This window comes from Burkholderia sp. 22PA0106 (genome assembly GCF_047497155.1).
GTDB lineage: Bacteria > Pseudomonadota > Gammaproteobacteria > Burkholderiales > Burkholderiaceae > Burkholderia.
In genome coordinates, this window is record NZ_CP163163.1 from 3,138,744 (window position 1) to 3,161,997 (window position 23,254).

General features: G+C 65.1%; 21 protein-coding genes and 1 tRNA gene. 10 read left to right on the forward strand and 12 right to left on the reverse strand.

The features are described 5' to 3' along the window. Positions 1-62 precede the first annotated feature (62 nt). Entirely contained in the window at positions 63-977 is a 915-nt protein-coding gene (locus AB4850_RS28915) for a LysR family transcriptional regulator (protein ID WP_414442842.1), read from the reverse strand. Positions 978-1,107: 130 nt separating this feature from the next. On the opposite strand from AB4850_RS28915, the gene ilvD reads away from it, so the two are divergent. Together ilvD and AB4850_RS28925 are read left to right on the forward strand one after the other, a co-directional pair. After that, positions 1,108-2,781 carry a dihydroxy-acid dehydratase gene (gene ilvD, locus AB4850_RS28920; protein WP_414442843.1) on the forward strand — a complete coding sequence of 558 codons (1,674 nt, stop codon included), beginning with the start codon at positions 1,108-1,110 and terminating at the stop codon, positions 2,779-2,781. A gap of 124 nt (positions 2,782-2,905) precedes the next feature. Beyond that, complete coding sequence (locus AB4850_RS28925) at positions 2,906-3,232, forward strand: c-type cytochrome (protein WP_414442844.1); 327 nt, start codon at positions 2,906-2,908, stop codon at positions 3,230-3,232. Positions 3,233-3,321: 89 nt separating this feature from the next. Here AB4850_RS28925 and AB4850_RS28930 read toward each other — a convergent pair whose 3' ends face one another. Genes AB4850_RS28930 through AB4850_RS28940 form a run of 3 tightly spaced genes read right to left on the reverse strand, consistent with a single transcriptional unit; the run spans position 3,322 to position 6,984 of the window. Further along, positions 3,322-4,992, reverse strand: coding sequence for a DUF2486 family protein (locus tag AB4850_RS28930; protein WP_414442845.1), 1,671 nt, complete (start codon positions 4,990-4,992; stop codon positions 3,322-3,324). Positions 4,993-5,009: 17 nt separating this feature from the next. After that, positions 5,010-5,426 (reverse strand): DNA polymerase III subunit chi, encoded by a 417-nt coding sequence (locus AB4850_RS28935; protein ID WP_414442846.1) that lies wholly within the window; start codon positions 5,424-5,426, stop codon positions 5,010-5,012. Between the two features lie 46 nt (positions 5,427-5,472). Then, a complete protein-coding gene (locus AB4850_RS28940) occupies positions 5,473-6,984 on the reverse strand; it encodes a leucyl aminopeptidase (RefSeq protein WP_414442847.1) in 1,512 nt (503 codons plus the stop codon). Between the two features lie 112 nt (positions 6,985-7,096). On the opposite strand from AB4850_RS28940, the gene lptF reads away from it, so the two are divergent. The 4 genes from lptF (at position 7,097) to AB4850_RS28960 (ending at position 10,636) form a co-directional block, all read left to right on the forward strand. Continuing rightward, entirely contained in the window at positions 7,097-8,188 is a 1,092-nt protein-coding gene (lptF, locus tag AB4850_RS28945) for an LPS export ABC transporter permease LptF (protein WP_414442848.1), read from the forward strand. Between the two features lie 3 nt (positions 8,189-8,191). Beyond that, complete coding sequence (gene lptG / locus AB4850_RS28950; RefSeq protein ID WP_414442849.1) at positions 8,192-9,340, forward strand: LPS export ABC transporter permease LptG; 1,149 nt, start codon at positions 8,192-8,194, stop codon at positions 9,338-9,340. A gap of 16 nt (positions 9,341-9,356) precedes the next feature. After that, a complete protein-coding gene (locus tag AB4850_RS28955) occupies positions 9,357-9,731 on the forward strand; it encodes a sirohydrochlorin chelatase (RefSeq protein ID WP_414442850.1) in 375 nt (124 codons plus the stop codon). 93 nt (positions 9,732-9,824) lie between these two features. Next, a protein-coding gene (locus AB4850_RS28960; protein ID WP_414440148.1) for an IS5 family transposase occupies positions 9,825-10,636 on the forward strand; the annotation gives its coding sequence in 2 pieces (ribosomal slippage) (positions 9,825-10,164 and positions 10,164-10,636; 813 coding nt in all). 108 nt (positions 10,637-10,744) lie between these two features. On the opposite strand, the gene cobA is transcribed toward AB4850_RS28960, so the two are convergent. The 6 genes from cobA to AB4850_RS28990 all read right to left on the reverse strand — a co-directional run bounded on the left by cobA (position 10,745) and on the right by AB4850_RS28990 (position 16,939). Then, positions 10,745-11,512 carry a uroporphyrinogen-III C-methyltransferase gene (cobA, locus tag AB4850_RS28965; protein ID WP_414442851.1) on the reverse strand — a complete coding sequence of 256 codons (768 nt, stop codon included), beginning with the start codon at positions 11,510-11,512 and terminating at the stop codon, positions 10,745-10,747. Positions 11,513-11,580: 68 nt separating this feature from the next. Then, entirely contained in the window at positions 11,581-12,897 is a 1,317-nt protein-coding gene (locus tag AB4850_RS28970; RefSeq protein WP_414442852.1) for a sulfate adenylyltransferase subunit 1, read from the reverse strand. A 23-nt stretch (positions 12,898-12,920) separates the two neighbouring features. Continuing rightward, positions 12,921-13,877, reverse strand: a complete 957-nt coding sequence (gene cysD / locus AB4850_RS28975; protein WP_414442853.1) for a sulfate adenylyltransferase subunit CysD — start codon at positions 13,875-13,877, stop codon at positions 12,921-12,923. Positions 13,878-13,970: 93 nt separating this feature from the next. Continuing rightward, complete coding sequence (locus tag AB4850_RS28980) at positions 13,971-14,708, reverse strand: phosphoadenylyl-sulfate reductase (protein WP_414442854.1); 738 nt, start codon at positions 14,706-14,708, stop codon at positions 13,971-13,973. Then, positions 14,705-15,241 (reverse strand): DUF934 domain-containing protein, encoded by a 537-nt coding sequence (locus AB4850_RS28985; RefSeq protein ID WP_414442855.1) that lies wholly within the window; start codon positions 15,239-15,241, stop codon positions 14,705-14,707. Before AB4850_RS28985 ends, AB4850_RS28980 begins: the two co-directional genes overlap by 4 nt. Positions 15,242-15,259: 18 nt before the next feature. Beyond that, positions 15,260-16,939 (reverse strand): nitrite/sulfite reductase, encoded by a 1,680-nt coding sequence (locus tag AB4850_RS28990; RefSeq protein WP_414442856.1) that lies wholly within the window; start codon positions 16,937-16,939, stop codon positions 15,260-15,262. A 226-nt stretch (positions 16,940-17,165) separates the two neighbouring features. Here AB4850_RS28990 and AB4850_RS28995 point away from each other — a divergent pair, with 226 nt between their 5' ends. From AB4850_RS28995 to AB4850_RS29005, 3 genes are all read left to right on the forward strand, one after another. Then, positions 17,166-18,107, forward strand: coding sequence for a CysB family HTH-type transcriptional regulator (locus AB4850_RS28995; protein ID WP_414442857.1), 942 nt, complete (start codon positions 17,166-17,168; stop codon positions 18,105-18,107). A gap of 161 nt (positions 18,108-18,268) precedes the next feature. Continuing rightward, positions 18,269-18,353: transfer RNA gene (locus tag AB4850_RS29000), tRNA-Leu, on the forward strand. Between the two features lie 357 nt (positions 18,354-18,710). Beyond that, on the forward strand, positions 18,711-19,811 hold the full coding sequence (locus tag AB4850_RS29005) for a hypothetical protein (protein ID WP_414442858.1): 1,101 nt from the start codon (positions 18,711-18,713) through the stop codon (positions 19,809-19,811). 326 nt (positions 19,812-20,137) lie between these two features. Here the strand turns inward: AB4850_RS29005 and AB4850_RS29010 are convergent, their stop codons facing one another. Then, positions 20,138-21,127, reverse strand: a complete 990-nt coding sequence (locus tag AB4850_RS29010; protein WP_414442859.1) for a LysR family transcriptional regulator — start codon at positions 21,125-21,127, stop codon at positions 20,138-20,140. Between the two features lie 212 nt (positions 21,128-21,339). Next, the gene (locus AB4850_RS29015; RefSeq protein WP_414442860.1) at positions 21,340-22,038 is read right to left on the reverse strand and encodes a response regulator; all 699 of its coding nucleotides are present in this window, start codon (positions 22,036-22,038) and stop codon (positions 21,340-21,342) included. Between the two features lie 33 nt (positions 22,039-22,071). Between AB4850_RS29015 and AB4850_RS29020 the strand changes: the two genes are divergently transcribed. Continuing rightward, positions 22,072-23,253 carry a GlxA family transcriptional regulator gene (locus AB4850_RS29020; RefSeq protein WP_414442861.1) on the forward strand — a complete coding sequence of 394 codons (1,182 nt, stop codon included), beginning with the start codon at positions 22,072-22,074 and terminating at the stop codon, positions 23,251-23,253. Position 23,254: the final 1 nt, after the last annotated feature.

Here is a 23,254-nt window from a genome sequence, read left to right on the forward strand (position 1 = left end):
CGGCCTACGTGAGCCGCGCCTGCCATTTGACGTTCGTATCCCGCGCGCGTTCACCGCGCATCTTAATCAGTAGCCGCCAGGCGCCGCACGATGTCGACGAAGCCCGCGAGCACCGGACCGACTTCCTGCGTGCGCCAGACCAGGCCGGTTTCGACGACCGGCGCGCCGCCCGCGAGCGGACGGTAGGCAACGCCCGTGCGGCGCAGGTTACGCAGCGATTGCGGCACCAGTGCGACGCCCATGCCGGCCGACACCAGGCTGACGATGGTCTGCATCTGGATCGCCTCCTGCCCGATGCGCGGCGTGAGGCCGAGCGCGCCGTAGCAGCCCGTAATGATGTCATAAAAGCCGGGCGCCAAACGACGCGGGAAGATCACGAGCGGCAGATCGGCCAGCGCGTCGAGCCGGACCGGCTCCGCCTCGGCGCCGGGCGCGGCCTGCTCGGGCATCGCCAGCACCAGCGGCTCGCGCGCCACCGTCAGGTACGACAGCCCGGCCGCGTGGCGCGGCGGCAGCGGCGCGATCACGAGGCCGGCGTCGATCGCGCCGGCCGCCAGCATCTCCAGTTGCACGTCGCTGGTGGCCTCGGTCAGCTTGAGCCGCACGCGCGGGTAGCGCGCGCCGAACTCGCGCAGCAGCGCCGGCAGCAGGCCGTAATCGGCCGTCGACACGAACGCCAGCGCCAGCGTGCCGGCCTCGCCGCGCGCCAGGCTGGTGGCCAGCGGCGGCAGGGCGTCGGCCGCCGCCAGCAGCCGGCGCACGTCGGGCAGCAGCGCCGCGCCCACCGCCGACAGCGCCACCGAGCGACGCGTGCGCACGAACAGTTCGACGCCCAGCGCCGCCTCCAGCGCGCGAATCGCCTGCGACAGCGGCGGCTGCGTCATGGACAGCCGCGTGGCCGCGCGGCCGAAGTGGCGCTCGTCGGCCACTGCGACGAAATAGCGCCACTGCCGTAAATCGGGGGTCGGTTCAGCCATGATCGATATGTTCTGCGACTCAATAAGCGATGAATAATATATTGGACACGCACTTCCGGAGCCACCATCCTTGCCGGATCCCCGGCCGTGCCTCGCGACCGGTCACGAGAATCCCGAGATGGAGCCCCTCATGTCCCACAACCGTCGCTCGAAAAACATCACGCAAGGCGTCGCCCGCTCCCCGAATCGTTCGATGTACTACGCGCTCGGCTACGAGAAGGCGGATTTCGACAAGCCGATGATCGGCATCGCCAACGGCCACTCCACCATCACGCCGTGCAACGCGGGCCTGCAGCGGCTGTCCGATGCGGCCGTCGAGGCCGTCAGGGCGGCCGGCGCGAATCCGCAGATCTTCGGCACGCCCACCATTTCCGACGGCATGTCGATGGGCACCGAGGGCATGAAGTATTCGCTCGTGTCGCGCGAGGTGATCGCCGATTGCATCGAGACCTGCGTGCAGGGGCAGTGGATGGACGGCGTGGTGGTGGTCGGCGGCTGCGACAAGAACATGCCCGGCGGCATGATCGCGCTGGCGCGCCTGAACGTGCCGGGCATCTACGTGTACGGCGGCACGATCCGCCCCGGCAACTGGAAGGGGCACGATCTGACGATCGTGTCGGCGTTCGAGGCAGTGGGCGAGTTCACGGCCGGGCGCATGTCGCAGGAGGATTTCGACGGCATCGAGCGCAATGCCTGCCCGTCCACCGGCTCGTGCGGCGGCATGTACACGGCCAACACGATGAGCTCGTCGTTCGAGGCGCTCGGCATGGCGCTGCCCTATTCGTCGACGATGGCCAACCCCGACCAGGAAACCGTCGATTCGGCCGCCGAATCGGCGCGCGTGCTGGTGGAAGCCGTCAAGCGCGACCTGAAGCCGCGCGACATCATCACCCGGCGCTCGATCGAGAACGCGGTGTCGGTGCTGATGGCCACCGGCGGCTCGACCAATGCCGTGCTGCACTACCTGGCGATCGCGCACGCCGCCGAGATTGACTGGACCATCGACGATTTCGAACGAATCCGCCAGCGCGTGCCGGTGATCTGCGACCTGAAGCCGTCGGGGCGCTTCGTCGCGACCGACCTGCACAAGGCCGGCGGCATCCCGCAGGTGATGCGGCTCCTGCTCGACGCGGGGCTGCTGCACGGCGATTGCCTGACCATCACCGGCAAGACCATCGAGGAGACGCTGCGCGACGTGCCGCCCGTGCCGCGCGCCGACCAGCAGGTGATCTTCCCGATCGACCGGGCGCTCTATGCGCAGGGCCATCTGGCGATCCTCAAGGGCAACCTGGCCGAGGACGGCGCGGTCGCCAAGATCACCGGCCTCAAGAACCCGGTGATCACCGGCCCGGCGCGCGTGTTCGACGACGAGCAAAGCGCGATGCAGGCGATCCTCGACGACCGGATCCGCGCCGGCGACGTGGTGGTGCTGCGCTATCTCGGCCCGCAAGGCGGCCCCGGCATGCCGGAGATGCTCGCGCCGACCTCCGCCATCATCGGCAAGGGGCTCGGCGAATCGGTCGGGCTGATCACCGACGGGCGCTTCTCGGGCGGCACCTGGGGCATGGTGGTGGGGCACGTCGCACCCGAGGCGTTCGCCGGCGGCACGATCGCGCTGGTGCAGGAAGGCGATTCGATCACGATCGACGCGCACCGGCTGCTGCTGCAATTGAACGTGGAGGAGGCCGAAATCGCGCGCCGCCGCGCCGCCTGGCAACGCCCCGCGCCGCGTTATACGCGCGGCGTGCTGGCAAAATTCGCGGCGCTGGCGCTGCCGGCCAATCGGGGGGCCGTGACGGGGTAAGCCTGCGGCAGGCGCGCGTTTGCGGGACGATGCGCGGCGAGAAGCAAGGTGCGGAGAAGCCATGCACCTTTGCTTCTATAATGCGCGGACAGCCAGGCCGGCCCACGAGCCGGCGGAGACCCCTATGAGAACCCTGTTTCCGGGTGCCACGCTCGTTGCGCTGCTGGCATCGAGCGCCCCCGCCATCGCGCAGCAATCGGCCAGCGGCCCGGTGCTCGCGCAACGCAAGAATTGCATGGCATGCCATGCCATCGCCAATCCGCTGATGGGACCGTCGTTCCACGCCATTGCCGACCGCTATCTGCCGCGCCCCGACGCCGTCGACTATCTCGCGCAAACCATCGTGCGCGGCAGCGTGGGCGTATGGAGCTCGGTGCCGATGCCCGCCAATACGCAGGTGACGGGCGACGAGGCTCGCGCGTTGGCGCAGTGGATCCTGACGTTGAAGTGAGGCGACGGCAAAAACGAACGCCGCGCGGCCGGTCAGGCATCGCGCGGCGTTGATTCTGCGTTTTCCTTTTGCTCTGCCGTGGCGTCGCGTCAGTGTTCCGACGTGGGCGCATTGCGATGCGCGATCGCCTCTTCCACGGCCTCGCTCACCCAGCGTTCGATCTCGGGCGCAAGCGCCGACACCACCTGTTGCGACACCTCGCCCACCAGCCAGGCCGCGTGCTGCTGCACGACTTCGCGGCTGCGCGCGTCGATCAATTCACGCCCCTCGCCCGACAGATAGGCGCTCACGCGCCCTTGCAGACGCTCGGCAATGCGGCGCGAATCGATCTTGACCGGCGGAGGCTGCGGCACCACCACCGATTCGCTGTGGCGCAACTCGGCCGGCAACGGCGTTTCGACGTCGGTGAAGCGCGACGGCACCGGCGTGGCGGCATCGAACGGCGTCAGTTGCGCGAAGGCAGGCGGCGGCAGCGCATCGGCGCGCTGCCGGGCCGATTCGGTGCGGTTGGCGAGATCGCTGGCCGCAGCTTCGGTTTGCGCCGCAGGTGCCGAGGTCGCTCGGTCGTCCTCGAGATTGAGCGCGTAGGCCAGCGGGCCGCCATCCGGGATGTCGTGTTCGTCGTCGTGAATGACGGACGGGAGCGTGGCCTGCGCGGCGGACGGCTCGGGTTCGTGGACAGGCAACGGTTCGGGTGTGGCGGCCAACTCTTGCGGCACGGCCGGCTCGGTCGCGACGAACCGTGCTTCCGCCGGCGTCGGCTCGGACACGTCGGTGGGTTCATGCAACGCGAGCGGCTCGGGTATCGCTGCGAATTCCGCCGGCACGGCGGGTTCGGGCGAGGCGAAGGCGGCTTCGGGTTGCGTCAGGGCTGCGGGTTCGGACGGCTGCGATTCGGCTTGAGCGCCGGACGCTGGCGGAATCGGTGGTTGCGGCTCGGTTGCCGGTTCGTGCGATGCCGGTTCGGATTCAGGTGCGGCGAATGGCGCTTCGGCCTGCGTCGGCTCGACCGACTCAGTTGCCTGATGCGGTTCGAGCGGTTGCGGCTCCGCCGCCAGTTCCTGCGGCACCGACTCAGGTTCGTGAGCCGCAAACGGCGCTTCGGCCTGTGTCGGTTCGACCGGGTCAGTCGCGCGATGCGGTTCAAGCGGTTGCGGCTCCGCGGCCAGTTCCTGCGGCACCGACTCAGGTTCGTGAGCCGCAAACGGCGCTTCGGCCTGTGTCGGTTCGACCGGGTCAGTCGCGCGATGCGATTCGAGCGGCTGCGGCTCCGCGGCCAGTTCCTGCGGCACCGACTCAGGTTCGTGAGCCACAAACGGCGCTTCGGCCTGCGTCGGTTCAACCGGGTCAGTCGCGCGATGCGATTCAAGCGGCTGCGGCTCCGCGGCCAGTTCCTGCGGCACCGATTCAGGCTCGGTCGCCATGAACGCCGCCGCCGAAGCATCCAGCCCCCCCACCGCCAACGGCGCTGCCTCTTCGCCCCGCTCGCCGTCAGCCGGCGCAAGCCGCGAAGCCGGCAACGCATCGGCGCCTGCCGCATCGGCCGGTGCATCGTAAGCCGTGGCAAGCGGCCGGCCTGCATCGACCGCCGGCAAACCCGACGCCGCGACACCCGGCGCCACGTCGGGCGGATGGTCCGGCAGATCGGTGGCGTGCGGCGGTACGTCGGGCCGCGGCGTCGCGCGCGCCAGTGCCGCCTTGCCGGGCACCAGCACGTCGGTCAGAACGGGAATGTCGAACGCGTTGTGGGCGTCGGGCATGTTGGCTCCAGGCGCGACTAGCCGCCTTGCTTGTAATTGTTCAGCGCGTAGCCGCGGTCGCGATAGAACCGGTAACGGTCGCGGCCGGCGGCCAGCTCGTCGGGCGTGTTGCCGACCACCTCCAGCAACCGGGTGAACCGCGCGAACTGCGCGGGCACCTCGGCACCGAGGTTCAGCACCACGCCGTCGTGCGGCGCATGGGACAGATCGGCGGTCAGCACGATCGGCGTCTGCGACGCCTGCGGGCTGTCGACCGAGCAGTGCGGGATGAACTCGAGCGGCGCAAAGGTCCAGAGCCGCTCGTCGAGCGCGCGCAGGCGCGCCGGATCTGCACAGACGACCACGGGTTGCCCCGCCAGATACGCCTTGCGCAGCAATCGGCACGCATACGCGAGCGAATCGCCGACGTTCGAATGGAAGTCGATTCGCGTCATCGCGCGCTCCACCCGGCCAGTGCCGGGCTGCTCGTCACGGCTTCGCTCACGCGCCGGCGCGGTCGATCAGGAACTGCGACAGCAACGGCACCGGACGGCCCGTGGCGCCCTTCGCCGCGCCGCTCTTCCAGGCGGTGCCGGCGATGTCGAGGTGCGCCCACGGGTAGCTTTCGGTGAAGCGCGACAGGAAGCAGGCCGCCGTCACGCTGCCGCCCGGACGTCCGCCAATGTTGGCGAGGTCGGCGAAGTTCGACTTCAGTTGCTCCTGATATTCGTCTTCGATCGGCAGGCGCCAGGCCGCATCGCCCGCTTCGCGCGAGGCGTCGAGCAGCTCGCCCGCGAGCGCGTCGTCAGTCGAGAACAGGCCGCTGTTGTGATGGCCCAAGGCGATGACGCAGGCACCCGTCAGCGTTGCGACGTCGATCACGGCGGCCGGCTTGAAACGCTCGGCGTAGGTCAGCGCATCGCACAGGATCAGGCGGCCTTCGGCGTCGGTGTTGAGCACCTCGATCGTCAAGCCCTTCATGCTCGTGACGATGTCGCCCGGCTTGGTGGCCAGGCCCGACGGCATGTTCTCGCAGGTCGGCACGATCGCGACGACGTTGAGCTTCAGCCCCATTTCGGCCACGGCGCGCATCGTGCCGAGCACCGAACCGGCGCCGCACATGTCGTACTTCATCTCGTCCATGCCCTCGCCCGGCTTCAGCGAGATGCCGCCCGTGTCGAACGTGATGCCCTTGCCGACCAGCACCACCGGCGCGGCCTTGGCGCCGGCGCCCTGGTAATGCAGCACGATGAACTGCGGCGGCTCGACCGAGCCGCGCGTGACCGACAGGAACGAGCCCATCTTCAGCGCCTGGATCTGCTTGAGGCCCAGCACCTCGGCCTTCAGGCCGAAATCCTTGGCCAGTTGCTTCGCGGTGTTCGCCAGATAGGTGGGCGTGCAGACATTGCCGGGCAGATTGCCGAGGTCGCGCGTCAGATCCATGCCGTTGGCGATCGCCACGGCCTGCTTCAGCGCGGTCTTGGCGGCCTTCTCTTCGGTGGTGTCGACGCTGAACACGATGCGCTTGAGCGTGGCCGGCGCCGGCTCCGCCTTGCTCTTCATCTGCGTGAAACGGTAGGTTTCGTTGCGCAGCGCGAGGATCGCGGCGCGCACGCCCCAGTCGGCGCCGCGGTCGGTCACCGGCAGCTGCGCGAGCGTAAACGTGACCTGCGCGATGCGGGTGGCCAGCAGCGCGCGCCAGGCGGCGCGAGTGGCATCCTGGTAGGCCTTCTGGCCGAACGCATCCTGCTTGCCGAGGCCGACCAGCAGCACGCGCGACGCGCCGATTCCCTGGACTTCGTGCAGGAACAGCGTCTTGCCGGATTTGCCATCCATGTCGCCGGCCTTGACGATGCGCGACAGCAGGCCCTTGGTGGCCTCGTCGATATCGAGCGCGGCACCGGACAACGTCTGCGATTCGAACACACCGATCACGACGCAGTCGGACTTGCCGGTCAGGAACCCCTTGGAGGCACCTTTGCTCCAATCAAAGCCTTTTATGCTAAAGTCCATCGCGCTTGTCCTCGGATAAAATCTGGGCTATGTGGGTGAAAGCCGCAATTATCCGCTATTTTTCCCGTGGCGGCGCGCGCTCCCGCCCCTCCCCGCCCTCTTCGCATCAAACATGATCTTCGAACGCTCCCTCCGGCGTGAGCTGGCGTATACGGCCGGCGCTGTATTCATGGTGCTGCTCACGATCATGCTGACGTCGATGATGATCCGCATCGTCGGCTACGCAGCGTCCGGTCAGGTCAGCCCCAAGGACGTGCTCGTGCTGATCGGGCTCACCGTGATCGGCTACCTCGCGATGATCCTCGTCGGCACCCTGTTCGTGTCGATCCTGATCGTGCTCACGCGCTGGTACAAGGACTCCGAAATGGTGGTCTGGCTCGCCTCCGGCGTGAGCCTGACGCGCCTCATCAAGCCGATCGGCGTGTTCGCCACGCCGCTCGTGCTGCTGATCGCCTTCTTCGCGTTCGTCGGCTGGCCCTGGTCGAACCAGCAGAGCAAGCTGATCAAGGCGCGCTTTCAGCAGCGCGACGAAGTTTCGCTGCTCGCGCCCGGCCAGTTCCGCGAATCGCCCTCGACCAACCGCGTGTTCTTCATCGAGAAGATGACGCCCGATCAGGCCAAGGTGCAGAACGTGTTCGTCACGACCACCGAAGCCGACAAGGTCAACGTGGTGGTGTCGCAAACAGGCCGCACCGAAACCGCAGCCAACGGCGATCGCTTCATCGTGCTGGAGAACGGCCGGCGCTACGACGGCGTGCCCGGCCAGCCGAACTTCAAGATCATGCAGTTCGAACGCTACGGCCTGAAGATCCAGAGCAAGGCGGTGGTCACCCAGCCCACCACCACCAGCACGCCCACGCTCGACCTGTTGCGCAATCCGACCAACGAGAACCTGGCCGAATTCGCCTGGCGCGCCGGCCTGCCGCTGATCGCGATCAACCTGATGATCCTGGCGATTCCGCTCGCCTACCAGAACCCGCGGCGCGGCCGCACCGTGAATCTCGTGATGGCCGTGCTGATCTATCTGACGTATTCGAACCTGCTCAACGTGGTGCAATCGCAGATCGAGCGCGGCAAGCTGCCGTTCGCCGTCGGTCTGGTCGTGCTGCACCTGGCGGTGGGCGGCGTGGTGGCGTTCCTGTTCTGGATGCGCGTGCGCAACCGGCCGCTGATCTCGCGCGCCACGTTCCGCCGGGGGAGCTGACCGATGCGGCTCTACGAAAAGTACTTCGCGCGGCAGATCTACCTGACCTTCATCTTCGTGCTGTTCGCGTTCTCGGGCCTGTTCTTCTTCTTCGACCTGATCAGCGAACTGAACTCGGTCGGGCACGGCACCTACAACTTCGGCTACGCGGTGTTGCGCGTGGCGCTTCAAACGCCGTCGCGCTTCTACGAAATCATCCCGGTGGCGGCGCTGATCAGCTCGATCTACGTGTTCGCGCAGATGGCCGCGAACTCCGAATTCACGATCTTCCGCGTGTCGGGCCTCGCGACCAACCAGGCGCTGCGCTCGCTGCTGAAGATCGGCGTGCCGCTCGTGATCGCCACCTACCTGATCGGCGAATTCGTCGGCCCGTACACGGATCAACTGTCCGAGCGCGTCCGGCTCGAAGCGCTCGGGTCGTCGGTGTCGTCCGATTTCGCCTCGGGCGTATGGGTCAAGGACACGCTCACCGCGCGCGACAACGGCGAGCCGGTCACGCGTTTCGTCAACGTCGGCACGCTGTCGCCCGACTCCACCGTGCGCAACGTGCGGATCTACGAATTCGATTCGAAGTTCCAGCTCCAGAACGTGCGGATCGCCAAGGCGGGCCGCTACGCGCCGCCGGGCCACTGGCTGCTGACCGACGTGACCGACACCCAGCTCACGCCGATCGTGCCGGCCGCCAACGGCCCGCAGGACGCGCTGAACCCGGTCTACCGCTCGGAACAGGTGTCGATGCCGCAGTATTCGCTGCGCTCGGACCTCACGCCGCAGATCCTCTCGGTGCTGCTGGTGTCGCCGGAACGGATGTCGATCTTCAATTTGTTCCGCTACATCCAGCATCTGCGCGAGAACCAGCAGGACACGCAGCGCTACGACATCGCGCTGTGGCGCAAGCTGCTCTACCCGTTCGCGGTGTTCGTGATGCTGGTGCTGTCGCTGCCGTTCGCCTACCTGCACACGCGTGCGGGCGTGGTCGGCGTGAAGGTGTTCGGCGGCATCATGCTCGGCATGAGCTTCCAGCTCTTCAACACGCTGTTCTCGCATATCGGCACGCTGAATACCTGGCCCGCGCCGCTCACGGCGGCGCTTCCTGGTCTGATCTACCTCGCGCTCGGGCTGTTCGCGCTGAAGTGGGTCGACCGCCACTGATCGACAAGGAGCGAAGATGAGCAAACACGGGATCATCCTGTTCGGACATGGTTCGCGCGACCCGCGCTGGATGGAGCCGTTCGAGCGGCTCGCCGAGCGCGTACGCGCCACGCACACGAGCGGTCCCGTCGCGCTCGCCTTCCTGGAGCTGATGCCGCCCGAACTCGAAGAGGCGATCGCCGCCCACGTCACGGCCGGCTGCGCGAAGATCACCGTGGTGCCGGTGTTCGTCGGTCAGGGCGGCCACGTGCGCCGCGACCTGCCCGAGATCATCGAGGTCTGCCGCGCCGCGCATCCGAATGTCGAAATCCGCAGCGCGTCAGCGATCGGCGAAGACGACTCGGTACTCGACGCCATCGCGCGCTACTGCGTGCAACAGGCGCACGCCTGAGCCTAAGAAGCTGTTGCGGAATTAAGTTTTGGGTCTGTTTAACTTTTCCGACTTGGTGTTAACTTTCTGTCTTGTTTTGCCCAACAGGAAGCGATGCCTAAAGAACTGATAGACGACGAATTGTGGTCACTCATCGAACCGCTGCTGCCGGTGCGAGCACCACGCAATCGCCAGTATGCAGGCCGCAAACCGACACCCGACCGCGCGGTGCTGGCAGGCATTGTGTTCGTGTTGCGCTCGGGCATTGCGTGGAATCTACTCCCGCAAGAAATGGGATGTGGTTCAGGCACGGCTTGCTGGCGACGGCTCGTGGCGTGGCAACAGGCCGGCGTCTGGCAACGCATCCACGAAACGTTGCTGGCCGAGTTGCGTCGCCGTGGCGAAATCGACCTCTCGCGTGCGCTCGTCGATAGCTCATCGATCCGCGCCGTACTGGCGGGAAAAAAACCGGCCCGAATCCCACGGACCGGCGCAAGCTCGGCAGCAAACACCACCTCATCGTCGACGCGCAAGGCATCCCGCTCGCGGTCATCCTGAGTGCAGCAAACCGTCACGACATTACCCAGCTTGATGCGCTGGTCGATGCCATTCCACACATCAGGGGCAAGCGGGGACGTCCGCTGCGCAAGCCGCAAATCATACAAGGCGACCGGGGCTACAGTTCTGAGCCCCATCGGCAGCGCTTGCGTGAGCGCGGCATCACGCCGATGCTCGCAAAAATCGGCGCGCCACATGGCAGTGGACTGGGAAAAACACGTTGGCCAGTGGAGCGTTCGATTGCCTGGTTGCACTCGTTTCGACGGCTCAAAATTCGTTATGAACGCTACGCTCATGTACACGAGGCCTTTATGTCTTTGGCTTGTGCCTTGATTTGCTGGACACGTCTCAAATCTCTGGATAACTAATTTCGCAACAGCTTCTAAGCCTGATAAGCACGCTTCACGCATCATGAAAAAACGCCGGCTCGAAAGCCGGCGTTTTTGCTGGAATGCCTGAGCGGCAACGCGCGACGCTCAGGCCGCGTTGCGAATCTCGCCGCCTTCACCCTCGGCATCGCCCTCACCCGCCTCGCGCCCGCGCTCGGCGAACGCATTGCCGATCATCAGCAGGCTCGGCTGCGAGGCATCGAGCCAGGCCTGCGCCTCGCCTGCCGCCATGCGCGCCAGCGTCAACGCGAAGCTGCGCTCGCGCGGCGTGCTGCAAGCCTCGACGATCGCCACCGGGGTGTCGCCCGGGCGGCCCGCATCGATCAGTTGCTGCGCGATGCCGGGCGCGCTGTCGCGGCCCATGTAGAACACCAGCGAATCGGCGTTGACCTGCTCGCGGATCTCGTCGCTGCCGGGCGCGCGGCTCTGGGTGGCGAACGCCACGCTGCGCGACACGCCGCGCAGCGTCAGCGAGCGCTTGAGCGTCGCCGCGCTGGCCAACGCGGCCGTGATGCCCGGCACCACGTCGTAGTCGATGCCGGCCGCTTCCAGCGCGCGCATTTCCTCGTCGGCACGGCCGAACAGCATCGGGTCGCCGCCCTTCAGGCGCACCACCACGGCGTGCTCGCGCGCGGCGTCCACGATCTGCTTGTTGATGAACTGCTGCGCCGACGAGCGCTGCCCGCAGCGCTTGCCGACCGCGATGCGGCGTGCGTTCGGCGCGTAGTCGAGCATCTCCGGCTCGACCAGCGCGTCGTGCAGCACCACGTCGGCCTGCGCGAGCAGCCGCGCGCCGCGAACCGTGATGAGGTCCGCCGCACCCGGCCCCGCGCCAATCAGATACACCTTGCCCATATGTTCTTCGTCGGTTGTTCGCCGCCGGCGGCGGGCAGCGAAAAGCGCCCCGGCCGGCGGTACGGACCTCAGGCGGAGTACGCGCGGATCATGCCGGCGGCGACCGTGTGGTGCGTCGCCTCGTCGATCAGCACGAACGCGCCCGTGGCCGGATGCGCATCGTAGGTGTCGCAGACGATCGGCTTTTGCAGCGTCAGCGCCACGCGGCCGATGTCGTTCATCTTCAGATCCTGGCGGTCGATGGCCTGCGACAGCGTATGCACGTCGAGCACCTGCCTGACCGCGCCGATCTTCGTGAACACCGTGTTGGTGGTCTGCTTCAGCAGATACTTGCGTTGCGGCGACAGCGGCGTTTCGTCGAACCAGCACAGGTCGGCCTCGAGCTTCTTGGCCGGCTCGATGCGCTGCGCGTTCGGCACAAACACGTCGCCGCGCGACACGTCGACATCCTCGGCCAGGCGGATCGTGACGGTCTGCCCGGCGAACGCGGATTCTACCGCAGCCGTGCCGCCCGGCACCGGCGCGACAATCTCCGCCACCGTGGCCGTGCGGCCCGACGGCAGCACCGCGATCTCGTCGCCCACCTTCACTTCGCCCGCTTCGACACGGCCCATGTAGCCGCGGAAATCGTCGGCCGAATTGCCGTCCTGGCGCGCCACCCACTGCACCGGGAAGCGCAGCGCGTCGCCGCCGTCGATCGCCACCGGCAGCGATTCGAGCAGGTCGAGCAGCGGTTCGCCCGCGTACCACGGCATGCTGTCCGACAGCGTGACGATGTTGTCGCCCTTGAGCGCCGACACCGGCACGAAGCTCACGTCCTTCAGGCCCAGTTGCTGCGCGAGCCCCACGTAGGCGTCGCGAATCACGTTATAGGTGGATTCCGAATACTCGACCAGATCCATCTTGTTGATTGCGACGATCACGTGCTGCAGGCCGAGCAGCTTGACGATCGCGCTATGGCGCTTGGTCTGCGGCAGCAGTTGCGTGACGCCGTTCTCGACCGTCACGCGGGTGGCGTCGACCAGGATGATCGCCGCATGCGCCGTGGACGCGCCGGTCACCATGTTGCGCGTGTACTGTTCGTGGCCCGGCGTGTCGGCGATGATGAACTTGCGCTTGGCGGTCGCGAAATAACGGTACGCGACGTCGATCGTGATGCCCTGCTCGCGCTCGGCTTCGAGGCCGTCGGTCAGCAGCGCGAGGTCGAGCTCGTCGCCGACCGTGCGCTTGTTCTTCGCGCGCGACAGCGCCGAAAGCTGGTCCGACAGCACGGCCTTGCTGTCGTACAGCAGGCGGCCGATCAGCGTGCTCTTGCCGTCGTCGACGCTGCCTGCCGTGATGAATCGCAACACGCCGAGGTCTTCGTGGTTCTCGATGATGCTCATGATGTTCTCTGTCCTCGCGTGCTTCAGAAATAACCTTGCTTCTTGCGCTGTTCCATCGCGGCTTCCGATGCCTGATCGTCCATGCGCGTCGCGCCGCGCTCGGTGATCTCGGTCACGGCGGTCTCGGCGATGATCTTCTCGACGTCGTCGGCATCGCTGTCCACCGGGCAGGTGCAGCTGATGTCGCCGACCGTGCGGAAGCGCACCAGCGCCTGCTCGCTCGTTTCGCCCTCGCGCATCGGCGTGAGCGGCGTGACCGGCACCAGCAGGCCGTTGCGGCGCACGATCTCGCGGTGGTGCGCGTAATAGATCGACGGCAGTTCGAGATTCTCGCGGGCGATGTATTGCCACACGTCGAGTTCGGTCCAGTTCGAGATCGGGAACACGCGCAGGTGCTCGCCGTTGTGCAGTCGCGCGTTGTACAGGCTCCAGAGTTCCGGGCGCTGCGCCTTCGGGTCCCATTGGCCGAATTCGTCGCGGAACGAGAAGATCCGTTCCTTCGCCCGCGCCTTTTCCTCGTCGCGGCGCGCGCCGCCGATCAGCGCCGTGTAGCCGTATTGCTCGATCGTTTCGAGCAGCGTGACGGCTTGCGCGGCGTTGCGCGAATCGGTTTCGCGGCGCAGCACCACGGTGCCGCGCTGGATCGAATCCTCGACATGGCCCACCACCAGCTCGGCGCCGATTTCCTTGGCGCGGCGATCGCGGAAGTCGATCACTTCCTCGTAGTTGTGGCCGGTATCGATGTGCACCAGCGGGAACGGCAGCGAGGTCTTGCGGCCCGCGCCCAGCCCGAACGCCTTCAGCGCCAGATGCAGCACGACGACCGAATCCTTGCCGCCCGAAAACAGCAGGGCCGGCTTGCTGCACTCGGCCACGAGCTCGCGCAGGATATGGATCGATTCGGCCTCGAGCCAGTCGAGGTGACCCATCCGGCTGGCAGTGCCGGCGGGCGGTGCGGATTGTTCGAGCGTCGTGCTCATGATGTCAGTCCTTACTGGGTTGCTGGCCGTCCGTCATGGCGGACGACGCCGTTCTATAGGGTTCGTGCTGCCTGGCCGATTGGGTCGACCGGCTCAGGCGTTGGCGCCGCGGTTCGGCAATTCGGATACCGGGGCGGCCGTGATGTGCAGGCCGCATTCCTTGCTGTCGCGCGATTCCCACCACCAGCGGCCCGCGCGGCTGTCCTCGCCGGGGCGGATCGCCCGCGTGCACGGTTCGCAGCCGATGCTCGGGTAGCCGCGCGCATGCAGCGGATTGACCGGCACGTCGAAGGCCTTCAGGTACGCCCACACATCGGCTTCGGTCCAGTCGGCGAGCGGGTTGTACTTCGCGATGCCGCGCGCGTCGTCGTGTTCTTCCTCGTGCAGCTCCGCACGCGTGACCGACTGCTCGCGGCGCTGGCCCGTGACCCACGCATCGACGCCGGAGAGCGCGCGGTTCAGCGGCTCCACCTTGCGGATGTGGCAGCACGACTTGCGCAGCTCGACGCTTTCGTAGAACGCGTTCAGGCCGTGCTCGGCCACATACTGGTCGATCGCATCCTGCTGCGGATGGAACTGCTCGATCTCGTAGCCGTAGCGTTCGCGCACGCGGTCGATCATGCCGAGCGTTTCCGCGTGCAGCCGGCCGGTGTTCAGCGAGAAGATGCCGATCGCAACGCCCTTGGACAGCACGGCGTGCGTCACCAGCATGTCCTCGGCCGCCAGGCTGCTCGCGAACTTCACGCGCGGGTGGCGCTCGGCGATCGACGCGAGCAACGCGTCGAGCCGGGCCACCTTCGCGCTCAGTTCGGGCGTGAGGGCGTCGCTCATGCGTTCACCTGTCCGGCAGCGGCGCGGCGGCGGAACAGCGGCACGGCCTCGTCCACCGCGCCCTGATAGCGCTCGGAGAATTCCGTGAACGCGGCCAGCGCATCGTGCGGATCGCGGTCGGCACGCACCGCGAACGCGTCGAAACCGCAACGCGACAGGTACAGCAACTGGTCGCGCAGCACGTCGCCGATCGCGCGCAGCTCGCCGGTCCAGCCGTAGCGATTGCGCAGCAAATGCGCCGTGCTGTAGCCGCGGCCGTCGCCGAAGCGCGGGAAATCGACGGCGATCACCGTCAGCTTGTCGAAGTCGGCCAACACGTCGGCCGGTTCGCTGTCCGGCGCGAGCCACACGCCGAGTTGATCCTTGCCGCGTGCGGCCAGCAGCGCGTCGCGCCCGGCCTGCCAGTAGGCCAGCGGCACCAGCAGCTTGCCGGCCGGCAGCGCGTCCACGTCGGGCAGCACGCCGTCTTCGCCGGCCCGCACGACCTGCCATGCGTCGTCGATCACGGCGCGGTTCTTGATAATCGAAGCCATCTGCTAATTCCTCGTTGCTTACGCGTGGGCCGGCTGGCGAGCTGCGTACACGCGTTCCTTGAACGGCGCGAGACCGATGCGCTGGTACGTGTCGATGAAGCGTTCGCCGTCGATGCGCGATTCGACGAACGTATCCACCAGCTTGGTGATCACGTCCGGCACTTCATGCGCCGAGAACGACGGGCCGATCACGCGGCCCAGCTTCAGGCCGTCCGCGCCGGTGCCCTGTTCGCCGCCGAGCGAGATCTGGTACCACTCGGAACCGTCCTTGTCGACGCCGAGGATGCCGATGTTGCCGACGTGGTGGTGACCGCACGAGTTCATGCAGCCCGAGATGTTCAGCGACATCTCGCCGAGGTCGTACACATAATCGAGATCGTCGAAGCGGTCCTGGATCGCCTGCGCGATCGGCAGCGACTTCGCGTTCGCCAGCGAGCAGAAATCGCCGCCCGGGCACGCGATGATGTCGGTCAGCAGGCCGATGTTCGGCGTGGCGAAGCCGGTCGCCTTGGCCTTTTCCCACAGCGCGAACAGGTCGTGCTTCTTGACGTTCGCGAGGATCAGGTTCTGCTCGTGCGACACGCGCAGCTCGCCGAACGAATACTGGTCGGCCCAATCGGCCACCTGGTCCATCTGCGCGTCGGTCGCATCGCCCGGCGCGACGTTGTTCGGCTTCAGCGACAGCGTGACGGCCGCGTAGCCCGACACCTTGTGCGGCGCGACGTTGCGCTCGACCCAGCGCGCGAACGCCTTGTTCTCGAGCAGGTGCTGCTCGTAGGACGTATCGGTGTCCGCGAGCTTTTCGTAGGCCGGCGGCGCGAAGAATTGCGAGACGCGATCCAGTTCGGCCTGCGTCAGCGTCGACGGGCCGTCCTTCAGGTGTTGCCACTCTTCCTCGACCTGCTGCGAGAACTTCTCCGGTGACAGCGCCTTGACGAGAATCTTGATCCGCGCCTTGTAGAGGTTGTCGCGGCGGCCGAAGCGGTTGTATACGCGCAGCACGGCTTCGCAATAGGTCAGCAGGTGCTGCCACGGCAGGTTTTCGCGGATGATCGCGCCGACGATCGGCGTACGGCCCAGGCCGCCGCCCGCGAGGATACTCGCGACCACCTGGCCGTTCGCGTCGTGCGACAGGTACACGCCGAGGTCGTGCATCTGCACGGCCGCGCGGTCCACCTTCGAGCCGGACACGGCGATCTTGAACTTGCGCGGCAGCCAGGCGAATTCCGGATGGAACGTCGACCACTGGCGCAGGATTTCCGACCACGGACGCGGATCGATCACTTCGTCCTGCGCGACGCCGGCGAACTGGTCGGCCGTGATGTTGCGGATGCAGTTGCCCGAGGTCTGGATGCCGTGCATCTGAACCGAGGCGAGCTTGGCGAGAATGTCGGGCGTTTCCTCGAGCTTGATCCAGTTGAACTGGATGTTCGAGCGCGTGGAGAAATGGCCGTAGCCGCGGTCGTTCTCGCGGGCGATGCGGGCCAGCATCCGGAGCTGATCGCTGCGCAGGTTGCCGTACGGCACCGCGATCCGGTGCATGTAGGCGTGACGCTGCATGTACAGGCCGTTCTGCAGGCGCAGCGGCTTGAATTCGTCTTCGCTCAATTCGCCCGACAGCCGGCGGCGCACTTGATCGCGGAACTGCGCGACGCGTTCGTCGACGATCGTCTGGTCGTACTGGTCGTACTGATACATTCGGGGACCCCAGGGTTTCGTGTTGACTGCTCGGCGTCCTAGCCACGCCGTGCCCGACCTCCGTTTTCGTCTGCGCCTGACCCATCGAGCCGTCTAGCCCGCGGCCGTGTCATTTGCTAATGACGAAAACAGATATCCATATTTGAAAAACCAAGGTGAATCGTAATAAACTCGCCTTATATTTCAAACGACTAAAAAATTCTGTCCATATGCGGAAGGGTTATATATGAACCTGCACCAATTTCGTTTCGTGCGCGAGGCCGTCCGCCAGAATTACAACCTCACCGAGGCGGCGAAGGCCCTGTTTACGTCGCAGCCGGGCGTCTCGAAAGCCATCATCGAGCTCGAGGACGAGCTGGGCGTGGAGATCTTCACGCGGCACGGCAAGCGCGTGCGCTCGTTGACCGAACCCGGACGCATCATTCTCGCCTCGGTCGAACGGATTCTGCAGGAAGTCGAAAGCCTGAAAAGGGTCGGAAAGGATTATGCGGCGCAGGATCAGGGCAACCTGACCATCGCCGCCACCCATACCCAGGCGCGCTATTCGCTGCCGGGCGCGATCGCCGAATTCAAGAAGCGCTTCCCGAAGGTGCATCTTTCGATCCTGCAGGGCAGCCCCACGCAGGTGGCCGAAATGGTGATCCACGACCAGGCCGATCTCGCGATCGCGACCGAGGCGATCGCCGACTACAAGGAGTTGGTGTCGCTGCCGTGCTTCCAGTGGCACCACGCGGCCGTGGTGCCGGCCGACCATCCGCTGCTGGAGCGCCGGCCGCCCTCGCTCGACGATCTCGCGCAATACCCGCTGATCACCTACGACGACGCGTTCGCCGGCCGCAAGAAAATCAACCACGCGTTCGCGCTGCGCGGCTTGTCGCCCGACATCGTGCTCGAGGCGATCGACGCGGACGTGATCAAGACCTACGTGGAACTGGGGCTGGGCGTCGGCATCCTGGCCGACATCGCGTTCAATCCCGAGCGCGACCGCAACCTGCGCGCGATTCCGGTCGGGCATCTGTTCGGCAGCAACGTCACGCGGGTCGCGCTCAAGCAGGGCGCGTATCTGCGCGGCTATGTGTATACGCTGGTCGAACTGCTCTCGCCGACGCTGAATCGCAAGCTGATCGAGCAAGCGCTCAAGGGCGAGGCGGAATCGTACGAGCTGTGAGGTACGGGGCGGCGCTGACGGCCTGTTGATCTCGCGCAGACTATATAGCAGGGATTGCCACCCGATCGCGGCGCGCTGCTTGCCCGTCGCAACGATTTCCGCCATAATCGCTGTTTAGCCTGCGCGCAATCGCAATCGCACGCGCAAGGCCTGAATTCTCTGCCCAGGTGGTGAAACTGGTAGACGCAGGGGACTCAAAATCCCCCGCCGCAAGGCGTGCCGGTTCGATTCCGGCCCTGGGCACCAGATATTCGCTTCGGATACCTTTCCGGAGCCTCTCGAAACCCGTGTCGATCCGCTGATCGCCACGGGTTTTTCATTGGTAGCCGCGAAGTTTGTGTTTCGGGTTTCGCGCCCCCCCGATGCACCGACTGGCCCTCATAGCTAGCCCATCTCGCTCGCCAGCACCATCGGAAAAATTCCGAAAACAGCCCATCCGATTTCCCCATTCCTCCTAGGGAAAAACCAGATTTTCCCGAGTAGCGCCCTCGCGCGCGCCATCGAACTTTACACTTTGCCTACTCGGTCAATTTTGTTGCGCGCCGAACGACTGGCCCACGCGCCGCCCCTCCCACGCCCCTCCTACCCTTCCCGATCATGGTCATGAAACTCATTCCCATCGCGGGCGATCTCGCCCTTCCCGGTTGGCACGCGTTGCGTACGGTATCGTTCGGTGAATCATGGGCGCTTGCTGGTCATGCCGCCGATCGTCATCCGTCGTTCGTACGCGCGACCTGTCGTGCTGCGTTCGCATCGTTTTTCGGCACCGCCAACCGGCCGCAATCCGCTCCTGCCATGGCGCACGTCGCATCCAATCGCGCAGCCAGCGGCATCTCGCCGCGCGAAATACGCCTCGCGGCCTACTGGACGATCGGTGCACTCGGCGTACTGGGCAGCCTCGTATTCGGCACCTCACGCAGCAACGAAAAACCGCTTGAAAACACCGTGCCGATGCAGCCCGCCGCAAGCAGCGCGAAGCCGCTTGCAGCGCTTGCCTCCGTCACAACGCCCGGAGCGGGCCTCACGACGCCCGAAGAGAGCAGCAAGGCCTCGCCCGCCGCATCGGTTCAGCCCGAAACGCCATCGCCCGCTGCTCCGGTGAACAAAGCACCGGCCCGTCCCCCGTCGCACGCCATGCCGCGCCACACCACACAGCGACATGCGGCCGCCGTCAAGCACAAGCAGAGTTATGAGATCCCGCTTGCGAGCAAGGCGCTGGCGACCAAGCAAGCGCGCAAACCCACGGATGCGCCTCGCGCTGCGGCCCCTAAAGTCGATGCGCGTGTGGCCCATGATCGGGACGCATTGCGTGCGCAACGCTGGCGCGAGATCGGCGCGATGCAACGGTTTGCGCCCCACCGCGCCGCCGCGCTACCCACGCCGGCGCCGGTCAACGCCGTAAGCGATGGCAAGCTGGGCCCGCCCAACCTTGATCCGGCCGCAACGCTTGCCTATGCGCATCCGGTATCGCACGCCCACATCGCCCAAACGTCTCATGCCCGGGGGCCGCTGGCGCCACTCCGCAGCGAAACCCCGGCAATTCTCGTAGCAACACCCGGTACAAGCGCGCCCGTTGTCATGCCGCCCGCTGCGAAAACGGCCCCTGGGCATATCGAAATCGTGATCGGCAAGGCAACCATTCGCATCGAAGGCGATGTCGACCCAGCCGTTCTGCGGCACGTATTGGCGGCCCTGCCCGCCTGAATATTCCGGGCTATCGCAACCAGCCATCCGAGCGACCTCGACAGGCGTCGCTCGCGCGATGACCTATCGGTCGCCGAACCGACGTCCGGGTCACACCGAAAACGATTCGCACTTCTCTCTCAACCGCCAGATCCGATCGCCATTCGTCACAGGCGGGCGTGACTTCTGACCACTCGGCCACAGATCGACGGAACGTCACGGATAACGCAGCAGCGTCATCATTGATCGCAAGCCTGCCGTGAGTAGGGAGAGCCAAACAACGCGCACCCCGAACCGAATATTGGATGTCGGGGCGGCAATAAGAAATACAGAGGAGGGGGACAGGCTCAGACAGGCTTATCAGCGGGCAACGGGGTGCCCTTCGCATTCGGATCCTTCAACGGGTCGAAGGGCCGAAAAGCCTCCTGCTCGATACGTTGCGCGGCCTCGATTTCGTCTCGCAAAAAATCGAGCCACGTGCGGATCTTGGCATCGATATAGTGCCGCGACGAATACAGCGCGGAAATGGTGCGCTTGGACGAACGATACTCAGGCATCACACGCACGATGTCGCCAGCACGCATCGCATCAATGACGGAATAGACGGGCAGGATACCAATGCCCATTCCCTCGCGAATCGCAACCGCCATCGCTTCATAGGTATTCACTCGAAACGGCGCGGCTGTTACCGATACATTGGCTTTGCCCTCGGGTCCGACCAATTCCCATTCGCCCGAGCCCGCCGATGCTGCATCGGACGTGACATAGCTGTGCGTAACGAGATCGGCCAGACGACGCGGCGTGCCGTGCTTCGCAAGGTACGCCGGCGATGCGCACAACACACCGAAGGTTTCACCAAGCCGGACGCCAACGAGGCTTGAATTCGGCAAATCACCGCCCATCAACACCGACACATCAAGACCCTCGTCGATCAACCCGGGGGTACGTTGCGACAGGGTCAGTTCGATCTGGACTTCCGGATAGCGCTGCCGGTATTTCGCGACGGCAGGCACGAGATAATGTTGCCCGAGGCTGACCGTACAGTGCACGCGCAACCAGCCGCTCGGATTGACGCTGGCTTTGCGCGCCTCGGCTTCGGCTTCGTCGATAAGCACGAGGATCTCCTGGCAACGCTGCAAATAACGCTCGCCGGCTTCGGTCGAAACAATGCGGCGCGTGGTGCGATTGAGCAGCCTGGTTTGCAGATAGGCCTCGAGTGCCGCCACGGCACGCGACACCTGAGGAATCGTCGTGTTCAACCGATGAGCTGCGGCGGTAAAACTCTTTGCATTCGCGACACAGGCGAAAATACGCATGTTTTGTAGCTTGTTTTGCATGTTCCACTTCCGATACCGAATGACGCTCATCGACGGCGTATCTGACGTTCGATTTTTTCAGGTGATACCCATGCAGGCAACCGGCACCCAAATACGAACCATCTCGCGACCAGTATATAAACAACAGGACAACTTATTAATATCAGGCAAGGCAATAGCCAGGGGCACCACGAAGAAACCGCTGAATGAGGCTGTTTGCCGTGTAGGAACGCTCAGGAGAACAAACGCTTTGCGGCAGTCAGCAGCTCGACCGAATTACGCGCGCCGAGCTTTTTCATGGCCGCTTTCTTCTGCGCGCTGATGGTTTTACAACTGCGCCTACGCACCGCTGCGATTTCCGTGACGGTCATGCCACTCGACCACATGCGCATGACTTCGAGCTCGCGCAAGGACAAATCGACCAGGCTGCCGTTACCATAACCGGTGCCGCCCGAACCGAAGCGTTGAAGCACGATCGACGAGGTTTCCGAATCGAAATATTTGCTGCCGCCGAATACCTTCCGGATGATTTTGGCCAGCTCGATCAAATCCTCGCTGCCCTTTCGGATGAAACCATCGGCGCCCAGTTCGACAACGCGTGCCACCATCGCGAATTGATCGAGCGTCGACGTGAAAATAGTACGAATCTCAGGATAGGTACGCAGAATACGCTCAACCATTTGCAAGCCATCGGGTTGAGAATCGTTCGAGAAGTTGTAGTCGCACACGAGCAGATCGCACGACGTGCGATTCAGTTGCGCATACAGTTCGTCGACCGAACTGGCGGTGGCCACGATGTCGATATCGTTCTCGTCTTCGAGCAAACGGGAAAGACCGTAACGCAGCACCGGTTGGCGATCGGCAATGATCACACGGATGGGCACCGTGCAGACGCGGCCTGGTTCGGTCACGCCCTTGATGAAGGATTGCATTTGCATTTCGTTACCCTTTAATGTGCGGCAAGCATGCTAGGTCTCGAATCGATCGATCTTCTTGCGATCGCACGCCGAAGCCGATCCGTCATGCCGCGTTGTTGTCCAACATATTGCCTAGGACATATCCTAGCTTTTGCTCGATTGATTCTTAGGACAGCTTCCCCACAAAATCTGCCATACTGGCCCGCAGAAATAGATCGGAAATCAGACTGCATGCCATTGAATAAAACCCTCGATCAGAAGCGCCGAATTGGGTTCGTGGTATTCGATGGCGAGCTATTCATGGACGTGATCGGGCCGCTCGAGGTCTTTACCGTCGCCACCGCGTGCCTCGCCGGCCAGGGCCGCGCCGATGCCGGCTACGAAGTCGAATTGATCGCACCGAAAGCGGGGCCGGTCACGAGTTCGTCGGGCCTCAAGCTCTATGCGGAACGCGGTTTTTCAGACACGGATCTGGCGCGCTACGACACGTTGATCGTCGGTGGGTCGGGCAACATGTCGATCATCGAAGACACCGCACGGGCGCTGCGTCACTGGTTCACCGATGCGGACGGCAAAGTCCGGCGCATCGTCTCGACCTGCACCGGCACCTTCTTTCTCGCCGAAGCGGGCCTGTTGAACGGCCGCCGCGCCGTCACGCACTGGCGCGAATGCGACAGGCTCGCGGCGCTCTATCCGCAGGTGCAGGTGGATCGCGATCCGGTCTTCATCAAGGACGGCCCGGTCTATACCTCGGCCGGCGTGACGGCCGGGCTGGATCTCGCGCTCGCGCTCGTCGAGGAAGACTTTGGCCGCAAGATTTCGCTGGCGGTGGCGCGCCTGTTCGTGATGTTCCTGAAGCGCCCCGGCGGGCAGTCGCAGTTCAGCGCGTTGCTCAATGCGCAAATGGTGGAAACCGATCCGATCAGCCAGGTGCAACAGTGGCTTCTGGCGAATCTCGATCAGAACCTGACCATCGAAACCCTGGCCGAACGCGCAGCGATGAGCCCTCGCAACTTTGCCCGCGTGTTCACGCGCGCGACCGGTTCGACACCCGCCGAATTCGTGATTCGCGCGCGCGTCGAAGCGGTCAAGCGTTGCCTGGAAGATTCGAACGATTCGCTGCTGCTGATTTCCGAGCGCTGCGGCTTCGGCAGCACCGAAACCTTGCGGCGCAATTTCCAGCGCTACGTGGGCGTCAGCCCGCTCGATTACCGGGCGCGCTTTCGTTGAA